General features: G+C 64.7%; 8 protein-coding genes. 3 read left to right on the top strand and 5 right to left on the bottom strand.

Annotated elements, in window-relative coordinates; all coding sequences use genetic code 11:
• The 3 genes from K7G81_RS18135 to K7G81_RS17240 all read right to left on the bottom strand — a co-directional run.
• On the bottom strand, positions 1 to 129 hold a 129-nt coding region (locus K7G81_RS18135), incomplete at its 3' end, for an acyl-CoA dehydrogenase family protein (RefSeq protein WP_500796430.1).
• A 33-nt stretch (positions 130 to 162) separates the two neighbouring features.
• Complete coding sequence (locus tag K7G81_RS17245) at positions 163 to 1,275, bottom strand: CaiB/BaiF CoA transferase family protein (protein ID WP_223032070.1); 1,113 nt, start codon at positions 1,273 to 1,275, stop codon at positions 163 to 165.
• A gap of 247 nt (positions 1,276 to 1,522) precedes the next feature.
• On the bottom strand, positions 1,523 to 2,194 hold the full coding sequence (locus tag K7G81_RS17240) for a Crp/Fnr family transcriptional regulator (RefSeq protein ID WP_223032069.1): 672 nt from the start codon (positions 2,192 to 2,194) through the stop codon (positions 1,523 to 1,525).
• A 139-nt stretch (positions 2,195 to 2,333) separates the two neighbouring features.
• Between K7G81_RS17240 and K7G81_RS17235 the strand changes: the two genes are divergently transcribed.
• The 3 genes from K7G81_RS17235 to K7G81_RS17225 are packed head-to-tail and all read left to right on the top strand — an operon-like array spanning position 2,334 to position 5,412.
• Positions 2,334 to 3,728 (top strand): acyclic terpene utilization AtuA family protein, encoded by a 1,395-nt coding sequence (locus K7G81_RS17235; protein WP_223032068.1) that lies wholly within the window; start codon positions 2,334 to 2,336, stop codon positions 3,726 to 3,728.
• Positions 3,728 to 4,048, top strand: coding sequence for a DUF4387 domain-containing protein (locus K7G81_RS17230; protein ID WP_255587265.1), 321 nt, complete (start codon positions 3,728 to 3,730; stop codon positions 4,046 to 4,048). Before K7G81_RS17235 ends, K7G81_RS17230 begins: the two co-directional genes overlap by 1 nt.
• Positions 3,991 to 5,412 carry an MFS transporter gene (locus K7G81_RS17225; protein WP_223032066.1) on the top strand — a complete coding sequence of 474 codons (1,422 nt, stop codon included), beginning with the start codon at positions 3,991 to 3,993 and terminating at the stop codon, positions 5,410 to 5,412. The genes K7G81_RS17230 and K7G81_RS17225 overlap by 58 nt, the downstream gene beginning before the upstream one ends.
• Positions 5,413 to 5,469: 57 nt before the next feature.
• Here K7G81_RS17225 and K7G81_RS17220 read toward each other — a convergent pair whose 3' ends face one another.
• Positions 5,470 to 6,768, bottom strand: a complete 1,299-nt coding sequence (locus K7G81_RS17220; RefSeq protein ID WP_223032065.1) for a CitMHS family transporter — start codon at positions 6,766 to 6,768, stop codon at positions 5,470 to 5,472.
• Positions 6,765 to 8,051 carry a glycerate kinase type-2 family protein gene (locus K7G81_RS17215; RefSeq protein ID WP_223032064.1) on the bottom strand — a complete coding sequence of 429 codons (1,287 nt, stop codon included), beginning with the start codon at positions 8,049 to 8,051 and terminating at the stop codon, positions 6,765 to 6,767. Before K7G81_RS17215 ends, K7G81_RS17220 begins: the two co-directional genes overlap by 4 nt.
• Positions 8,052 to 8,057: the final 6 nt, after the last annotated feature.

Raw genomic sequence — 8,057 nt, 5'->3', positions numbered from 1 at the left:
CATCTCGGCGATCACCGCTTGCGGAATCGCGTCCTCCGCCTCGACCTCGGCCTCGAGCGGACGGAGCCGTTCGGCAACGAAGCGCCGCACCGCCTCGATCAGCGCAGCAAATGTCTCGGGGTCCAGCATTCCGATCGTTCCTGCTTGGCAAATTCGAGAAGGTCAGGCCGGTCGCGCCGGAGGCGGAAGATCGGAAACCATGCGCTCCCCGTCGATCACAATTGGGCTCGCGACACCCGGTATTCCGCCGGGCGCAACGCGCAGACCCCGATGGATTACCTGCGGATCCGCGAAAGCATCGTCCACACGGTTAATGGGGCCGGCGGGAACACCACATTGCTCCAGCCGATCCGCCAGCTTCTGTTTGGTCCAACCCCGGATCGCGTCGGCCAGGGTGTCGAGCAACGCGTCGCGATGCGCGACCCGGCTGGCATTGTTTGTGAAACGGGCATCATCTGCCAAGTCCAGCCCCAGCACCTCGCACAGCCGCGCAAACTGCGCGTCGTTTCCCACCGCGATGATCAACTCGCCGTCGACAGTATCGAACGCCTGATACGGCACCAGGACGAAATGGCCGTTTCCCGAGCGACGAGGCACCTCGCCGGAAACCATCCACGAAACCCCTTGCAACCCCATCACGGCCAGCTGCGTATCCAGCAGCGCCATATCGATGTGAGCCCCTCCCCCGCCGCCGTCCCTGCGTCGGAGTGCGGCGAGGATCGCCACCGCCGAATACAGGCCCGTCGCGATGTCGGCATAGGCGACCCCGGCCTTTTGCGGTGGCCTGTTGGGCTCTCCAGTGACGGACATGAACCCTCCCATGCCCTGGATGATGAAGTCATAGCCGGCGCGCCCGGAATAGGGTCCCGACTGCCCGAAGCCGGTGATCGAGCAATAAACCAGATCCGGTTTCTCCTCGGCGAGGCTGGCATAATCCAGTCCATATTTCGCGAGCGAGCCGACCTTGTAGTTCTCGATCACGACATCGGCCTCACGCACGAGCTGTCGGATTTCCCGCTGCCCGGCCTCGCTGGCGATGTCGATCGCGATCGATTTCTTTCCTCTGTTCGCGCCATGAAAATACGCCGCGTCGAGGTGCTCGCCCGCAGGGCCCGTCACGAAGGGCGGTCCCCAATGCCGGGTATCGTCACCAACCACAGGGCGCTCGACCTTCGTTACCTCTGCACCGAGGTCGGCGAGTAATTGCCCGCACCAGGGCCCGGCCAATATGCGAGCAAGCTCGAGAACCCGAACTCCTTCCAGCGGCTTTTTCATGGTCTGACGGGCGCCGGACGGCGCGGCGGATGCCTACGACAGATCGAGGAAGACGTGGCAGCGCCGGCCCCGCGCCGTGCGCACACCATCATTCTTTCCGACTTCGCGCTCATAGCTCTCTCCTCTGTCCATTTTCGGGCGATATGGTGGAAGGGAAGGACGGGCATCAATATCGTTAGCCGCAACGTATGATGCAGAAGCCGCATAACCATCGTGCAGTCGGGAATGCCCGCGAGCCGGTTAGAACTCATTGCGTGGTCGGCAGTCGCCCCAGATTGATCAGCCAGCCGCCGGAGCGACCGACAATCGATCCGTCTCGCTTGAATGTCGCCATCTCGCGTTGAACACTCTGCCGCGTCACCCCCAGATGCTGCGCAACATCGCTCTGAGTGATCGGCAGCGTGACGAAGTGGCGTCCATCAGGCTCGGCGACGCCAGTTGTGCGGGCCAAATCAGCGAACAGCACCGCAATTCTCGCACCGAGCCGTGACGAGGCACGATGTTCGCGATCGGCGACCTGACGACGAATGGATTGCGCAAATTTGAGACACAGCGCATCCGGAAAGTCGCGGTGTGTGTCATACAAGTCCCAGAAATCGCTCGACGCCAGACATTCGACCACCGAATCGGTAAGAGCGATCGTCGTGTGGTTGAGCGGCAAGCCCGCGACAACCGCGGTTTCAGCAAAGCAGGCCCCGGCGGCATAGATCGTCAGGAGCGTGCGCTCACCATTCTCCTGCAACCCGGTTTGCTTCAGGAAACCCGATCGGACGCGAAAGACGGCTCGCGCTGCCGAACCCGCCCGGGCGAACTCGTCACCTGCAGAAATCGAGCGGATCGTGACGCGTGAGTCGACCTCCTGCCGCAACGGCGGCGGCAACCGCCCGATCCAATCGTCCGCCACCACAATCCCACTCATGCCTCGTTGCCTTCCGCCGCTAAAATCCGTGCGCGATGCAACATTAGTGACACGCGCCAGCTCGCTTCGCGACTTAATTGCGTCCCGCAACAACCGCAGTTCACCCCGGTGAGGCTGCGTCACCTTGGGAGAGCAGCCAATGACAGCCAGTTTCACCGGCACTGTGAAGGTTCTTGTCCCCACCGGATCGCTCGGCGCCGGTGCGCGGGAAGAGGAGGTGCAACGGGGAATCGCGATGGGCGCCCAGGTGATCGCGACCGACGCGGGATCGACCGACAGCGGCGCGGCCTATCTGGCGCTCGGGACCTCGAAGAACAACAAGGGCGCGGTCGCGCGCGATCTCAAGATCATGATGCGGGCCGCCCGGGATGCCGGAATTCCCCTGGTGATCGGAACGTGCGGTCAGGCCGGCGGCGACCGTAACCTGGATTGGACGCGGGACATCGTGCTCGAGCTCGCCCGCGAGTTGGGGACGACGCCCCGGATCGCGCTGCTCTATTCCGAGCAAAGCAAGGAAATCATCAAGGCGAGGAACGCGGAAGGACGCGTGAGGCCGCTTGCCCCGCTCGGCGAACTCGACGACGCGACGGTGGACGATTGCGATCACATCGTCGCGGCGATGGGCCCGGAACCCTATATCGCTGCGCTCGAAGCAGGCGCCGATATCGTGCTCGGGGGCAGGACGACCGACACCGCGGTGATCGCGTGTTTCCCGCTGATGAAAGGCGCGCCGGCGGGCCCGAGCTGGCATGCCGGCAAGATCGCCGAATGCGGCGCCGTTTGTACGGTCCGAAAGGTGCCGGGTTCCGGCGTCATGATCACGATCGACCCGGACGGGTTCGAAATCGAGCCGCTGAGCACCGTCAACATTTGCACGACGCAAAGCGTTTCCGGGCATATGCTCTACGAAAACAGCGACCCGTTCAGGCTTTACGAGCCGGGCGGCGTTCTCGACGTGACGCATGCGCGCTATGAACAACTCGACCAGCGCCGCGTGCGTGTCACCGGCTCGGTTTGGGAGCCGCAACCCTACACGATGAAGCTCGAGGGGGCATCGAGCGGACAATTCCAGACGATCATGCTGGTCGGCATCCAGGACCCGATCGTGCTGGCCGACCTCAACGACTTCCACGATCGCATGCTGGCGATCTGCACCGAGCGCGTGCGCGCGACCATCGGCGACGAGGCAGGCGACTTCGATATTTCGCTGCGCATCTATGGCTGGAACGCCGTATCCGGGGACCGGCCGGACGCGAGCACGCCGATCCCGCGTGAGGTCGGCGTCCTGTTCGTCGCAACCGCGGCGACCCAGGCGATGGCCACCCAGATCGCGAAGGCCTGCAACCCGGCATTCTTCCACATGCCCATGCCGGCGCATAACGAGATGCCGAGCTACGGCTTTCCGTTCACGCCGGCCTATATCGAGCGCGGACCGGTATACGAGTTCCGCCTCAACCACGTTGTCGAATGTGACGAGCCGGGTGAGCTCGTTCGTACCGAATGGATCGACCTTGCTCTTGGAAAGGCCGCGTGATGGCTCTCGTCAAAGACGTTTGCCGCAAGGTACGCAGCAAGAACGCCGGCCCCTTTTGGGTCACCATCGATCTGTTCTTCGATGGCCCGGAAAGTTTCCGGCGCTACGCCGATGACCCTGCGATCGGCCCGGAAGCCTTCGCGCGGCTGTTCGGCGCGGACCCCAATCTGGTCAAGCGATACCGCGTTGACAGCCTCGACATGGTCAAGGTGTCCTACCCCCGCGCGACGCCGCAGGGCGGCGTGGTCGAACGCGACCTGCATTGCGGCCAGCAATTCGTCAGGCTGCTGGACGTCGAACTCGCTTCTGCAGCGTCATGAAGGCCGACATTCAGCCGGTGGCCGAACCAAACCCGCTCGGGGGGGCGATGGCAAGTGCGCCACCGCCTTCCAGCGCGCGCCCAGGCGCGCCGACGAGCGCGGGGTTCGACGGATGGTGGACGGTCACGATCGTTTCGGCGCTCTATGTCCTTTCCTATCTCGATCGGTTCATCCTGACGATGCTGGTGCCGAACGTGAAGGCGAGCCTGCACCTCAGCGACTTCCAGATCGGCGTCATCCTGGGCCCGGCATTCGCCGTGGTGTTCGCTGTGTTCGGGATTCCGCTCGGCTGGGCGGCCGATCGATATTCGCGGCGGTGGGTGATCTTGCTCGGCGCGCTGGTGTTCGGCGTGGCGACCGGGAGCTCGGGCTTCGCGACCACCTTCGGCGCACTCCTCGTGCTGCGGATCATGGTCGGTATCGGCGAGGCGTCGCTGACGCCGGCCGCGATGTCGCTGATCGCGGCCAAAATTCCTCGAGAACGGCTGACCACGGCCGTGTCGATCTTCTCGATGGGGCCAAAAGTCGGATCGTCGGCGGCCTACGCGGTGGGGGGCGTCGCCCTCGTCGCGGCCGCGGCACTGGAGCGCTCGTTTCCGTCGTGGCATTTGGCGGAACCATGGCGCCTGACGCTTGGCGTGGCGGCCATTCCCACCATCCTGGTCGGCCTCCTCGCGCTCACGTTTTCGGAGCCTGGCGGTGGCCGGAAGGAGAGGCAGCGGGACGATCAGAGCGCACTCGCGTTCATGCTCGCCTCGCGCCGGCTGATGATCCCGTTCATCCTCGGCTTCTGCGCTATCACGATTTGCGGTCAGAGCCTGATTGCCTGGGTACCGGCATTTGTCGACCGGCAGTTCAATCTGTCCGCCGCCGCATACGGGCCGATGCTCGGCGCGATCAGCATGGCGGGTGCGCTTACCCTGGTATTCAAGGGCGTGATCATGGACCGGCTGTTCGCAAAGGGCATTCGCGACATCCATATCCGCTTCTATACCTGGTTGCTGATCTGGACGTTTCCGCTGGCCGCAGGCGTCTTCCTGCTACGCAACGCAATAGCGTTCTTCATCGTCTACGCCATCGTCGCGATCGTCACGATCCCGTTCGTCGCCTACATGACGGTCGCCGTGCAGATGGTGACCCCTCCTCAATTGCGCGGGCGCGTCACCGCGACGACCAGCATTCCGATCGCGCTTGTCGGCAGTCTTGGCCCTTTGGTTGTCGGTGGAATCACCGATTTCGTATTCCATGATGAAACCAAGGTCGGCTGGTCGCTCTCGCTGGTGATGACCGTGATGATCCCGGTTACGATATTGTGCTTGAGGCGATGCCTTCCAGCGCTGCGCGACGCCATCGATGCGCGGTGATGCGATCAGGAACTGGTCGACGCCGTAGCGCTACTTCGCGCGCGCGCCTCAACTGTTTCAGATAGCACCGGTGAGCATTGCCGTGCCGATCATCACCAGCGTCACGACCACCGCCCATTTAAGCGCAAATCGCTGCAACGCACTGAGTTCGCAGCCGACCAGGCCGGTGACGAGGTAGACCGCGGCAACCAGCGGGCTGAGACCGTGCACGGCGGTTCCCAGCAGCGATGCGCGCGCAATCGCCGCCGGCGCTACGCCGTGGCCCGCGGCGGCCTGCGCGATGACCGGAACGACGCCGAAAAACAGCGCGTCGTTCGACAAGGTGAACATGAGCGGCGCGCTGAGGAACGCCGTTACCGCCCCTAGCGACGGCCCGAGCGACGCGGGGACGATCGCCATCGCGCCCTTCGCCATCGCATCGATCATGCCGGTGCCGGCCATGACGCCCGTGAACAGGCCGGCAGCGAGGATCAGAAGAACAATCGGCAATGCGTTGGCGGCATAAGCCTGCAGGCGCGCACGCTGATCGGTCACGCCCGGGAAGTTGATCAGCAGGGCAAGCGCGAATCCGCCCATGAAAACGAGCGAGAGGGGTGCGAGCCGACCGAGCGCCAAGCCGAACAGGGCCAGCGTGAGCAGCAAATTGACCCAAATCAGGCGGGGCCGAAGTAGCGAAGCGTCGCGATCGAATGCCATTGCCCGTTCGGGTTCGCCACTTGCGCCCTGGCCGGCACCCGTGTTCAGCCGGCGCCGTTCGGCCCGACCGAGGTGCCATGCGATCAGCAGCGTCGCGACCATGCCGGCCAGCATGGTCGGCAAAAGCGGCACGAAGACGTCCGCGGGATTCAATTGCAATGCTGCGGCCACCCGTCCGGTCGGCCCTCCCCAGGGAGTCAGATTCACGACGCACACCGATAGACCGAGAAGCGTCGCGAGGATGAGCGGGTTCATCCCGATCCGCCTGTAGACCGGCAGGAACGCGGTCACCGTGATGAGCGCGGTCGTCGCTCCGTCGCCGTCCAGCGACACGATCATGGCCACAAGCGCCGTCCCGACCGCGAGGCGGGCAGGATCGTCGCCCGCCACCTTGAGCACGCGATTCACCAGCGGATCAAACAGCCCCACGTCGATCATCACGGCAAAGTACAGCACAGCGAACAGCAGCAACGTCGCTGTCGGCGCCAGCTTGGAGATACCTGAAACCACCATCGGCCCGAGATCGACGCCATGGCCCGCGAGCATGCCGAACACAATCGGCACGAGGACCAGGGCGACGAGCGCGGACAGCCGCCTCGTCATGATCGCGATCATGAACGTGGCGACCATGAGATAGCCGAGCCACATCAGCATGATCATCGACCCCCGACCTCGGCCGGAGGGTCGATGAGGATCGCGCGAAAGTCGTTTACGTTCGTGAAGGTGGGGCCCGTGAAGAGCAGCGCGCCGGCGCGTTCGAAGTAACCATATCCGTCGTTCTGCGCGAGACAGCGGGCCGCCGTCGATGGCGGAGAGACCCTCGACAGGATGTCCGGGCCGATGATCGCACCGGCATTGTCCTCCGTGCCGTCGATCCCGTCGGTGTCGGCCGCGAGCGCGAAGACGCCCGCCATGCCGTCAAGGCCGATCGCGAGCGACAGCAGGAACTCCGCGTTACGCCCGCCCCGCCCCGCGCCCCGAACGGTGACGCTGGTCTCGCCCCCCGAAAGGAGGACGCACGGCGGCGCCGCCGGCTGACCGAAGGCGCGGATCTGGCGGGCGATGCCTGCATGCATCGTCGCAACCTCTCTCGCCTCACCCTCGATCGCGCTGCCGAGGATGACGGGCATATAGCCAAGCTCCGCTGCTAGGCGCGCTGCGGCCTCGATGGCCAGCTGCGGCGTGGCGATCATTCGCACGTCACCTGATGGCAGATCGCGCGGCTTCGGCGTCTCGCTGGCAGGCGCTCCCAACCAGCTGAGCACCGAGTGCGGCACGGCGAGGTCGTATTTCGAGAGAATCGCGATCGCCTGCGCGCTCGTCGTCGGGTCCGGGACGGTAGGCCCGGACGCGATCGTCGAAACATCGTCGCCGGGAACATCGGAGATGACGAGAGTCACCAAGCGTGCCGGAGAGGCTACCGTTGCCAGGCGCCCCCCTTTGACCAGCGAAAGGTGCTTGCGGACACAGTTTAGCTCCGCGATCGTCGCCCCGCACCGCAGGAGCGAGCGCACCACCTGCTGCTCATCGGCGAGCGACACGCCGGGCGGCGGGGCAGCAAGCAACGCAGACCCGCCCCCCGAGATCAGGCAGATCACCAGATCGTCCTCGTCCGCGTCGTCCACCAGACGCAACAGGCGCCGCGTCGCGTCTGCCCCTGCTTGATCGGGCACCGGATGTCCGGCCTCCGCCACTTCTATCCGCCGGCATGGCAGCGCGTGACCGTAGCGGGTGATCACCAAGCCCGACAACGGCCCGTTCCAATTGTCCTCTACGGCTTGCGCCATGGCCGCAGCGGCCTTTCCGGCGCCTACGACGATCGTGCGTCCGTCCGGCGGCGGTGGGAGATGGCGCGGAATGCACTCGGTCGGCAGGGCGCTTCCGACGGCGGCGTCGAACAATTGGCGCAGAATGTCTTCTGGGGATGGCGAAGCGCTTCGCATGCGTGA

Source organism: Hephaestia mangrovi, from assembly GCF_019880555.1.
Lineage (GTDB): Bacteria > Pseudomonadota > Alphaproteobacteria > Sphingomonadales > Sphingomonadaceae > Sphingomonas > Sphingomonas mangrovi.
The sequence above is the reverse complement of the archived record's forward strand: the minus strand, read 5'-3'. Positions and strand labels throughout refer to the sequence as shown.